This is a genomic window from Stenotrophomonas sp. HMWF023 (assembly GCF_003060985.1).
GTDB classification, from domain to species: domain Bacteria; phylum Pseudomonadota; class Gammaproteobacteria; order Xanthomonadales; family Xanthomonadaceae; genus Stenotrophomonas; species Stenotrophomonas lactitubi.
The window spans coordinates 1,396-3,086 of sequence record NZ_QAIJ01000214.1 but is presented as its reverse complement, the minus strand read 5'-3'; the positions used below and the strand labels follow the sequence as shown (position 1 = coordinate 3,086).

At 69.0% G+C, this 1,691-nt stretch carries 2 protein-coding genes; both read left to right on the top strand.

The window, feature by feature from the left end; all coding sequences use genetic code 11:
- Positions 1 to 725: glutamine amidotransferase (locus tag DBR20_RS11545; RefSeq protein ID WP_258223308.1), on the top strand; the 725-nt coding region annotated here is incomplete at its 5' end.
- Positions 726 to 776: 51 nt separating this feature from the next.
- A complete protein-coding gene (locus DBR20_RS11540) occupies positions 777 to 1,688 on the top strand; it encodes a BPSS1780 family membrane protein (protein ID WP_089237918.1) in 912 nt (303 codons plus the stop codon).
- Positions 1,689 to 1,691 lie beyond the last annotated feature (3 nt).

Genomic DNA, 1,691 nt, shown 5'->3' with positions numbered 1-1,691 from the left:
TCCTTGAAACCGGCCGCCCCGTGCCGTCGCTGCGCCGTTACGGGCGCTTTCCGCACTGGATCCGGGTGGCCGCCGGCCTGGAGGAACACGAGACCGTCGTGGTCGACGTCGAGCATGGCGCCGACCTGCCCGATCCGCGCGACTTCGCCGGCGTGCTGGTGACCGGCTCGGCCGCCTTCGTCACCGACCATGCCGAATGGAGCGAACGCAGTGCCGCCTGGCTGCGGCAGACCGCGCACGACGACGTGCCGGTGTTCGGCATCTGCTACGGCCACCAGCTGCTGGCCCACGCACTGGGCGGCGAAGTGGCCTACAACCCCGCCGGGCGTGAATCGGGAACCATTGAACTGGCACTGGACCCGCAGGCCGCGCAGGACCCCTTGTTCCAGGGCCTGCCGAGCCACTTCGCGGCCCATGCCACCCATCTGCAGACCGTGCTGCGCGTACCCGAAGGCGCCGCCGTGCTGGCGCGCTCGCCGCTGGACGGCTGCCACGCCTTCCGCTGGGGCCGCCAGGCCTGGGGCGTGCAGTTCCATCCGGAATTTGCCACCCATCACATGCGTGGCTACGTGCGCGCACGCGCCGACTGCATCGGCCGACACGGTGGTTGTGCGCGCAGCATCGAGCGCGCGGTCAGCGCCGCCCCGCTTGCCCGCCAGCTGTTGCGGCGCTTTGTCCGCCAGGCCCGGCTGTCTTCAGCCCAGCCGGTGGCAAAACAGGGATAATCGGCGGCACGGGCACACCGCCCGGCCCCTCCTGTCCCTCCCCGGATGTCCATGAAAGAGATTCGCAAGCTGCCAGCCTCGGCGGGCGCCCAGTGGTTGCTGGATACGTTCTCGCTGTATCGGCGTGCGCCGCTGCAGCTGGCCCGGATCGGCCTGACCTGGCTGCTGGTGAACTGGGTGGTCACCCTGCTGGGAACGATGCTGCCCGGCACCGCCGGCCTTGCCCTGCAGATGATGACGCTGGTGATTTCACCGGTGATGTTCGGCGGCATGCTGTACGCCATGGGTGAGATCGACCAGGGCCGTCCCGGCCTGGCCACCCACCTGCTGCAGCCGATCCGCGACCGCCGTGTCAGCCACCTGCTGGTGCCGCTGGCGATCCAAGTGCTGGCCGTGCTGCTGCTCGGCGCGCTGCTGTACCTGATGATCGGCCGCGAGGGCTTCACCGCCTTCAGCGACACCATGACCAAGATGCAGGAACTCGGCCGCAGCGGGCAGCAGATCAGCCCGGAAACCGCCGCCGAACTGGTCGCCAACCTGCCGGCGCAGCGCATCGCGCTGTGGATGCTGCTGGTGTTCTGCACCGCCGTGGCGCTGACCCTGGCGATGTTCACCCAGCCGGCACTGGTGGTGTTCGACCGCCAGAGCGGCATGCACGCGCTGCGCCTGAGCCTGCAGGGCTGCATCGAGAACATCGGCGCCACCGCCGTGTTCACCGTGCTCGGCCTGATCGCCGCGTTCTGCGTCTATGTGCTGTTCGTGATCGTGGTCCAGCTCGGCATGCTGATCGGCGGCCCATTGGCGGCGGCATTCATTGCGCAACTGGTGTTCACCACGGTGCTGATGCCGCTGTATGTCGGCGCGGTCTATGCGGCCTGGAAGCAGATGTTCGTGCATCGCGGCAGCCGCGGCGCACCGCCGGTGCCGCAGTCGCCTCCTGCCAACGACGTCTTCCACGCCTGAGCA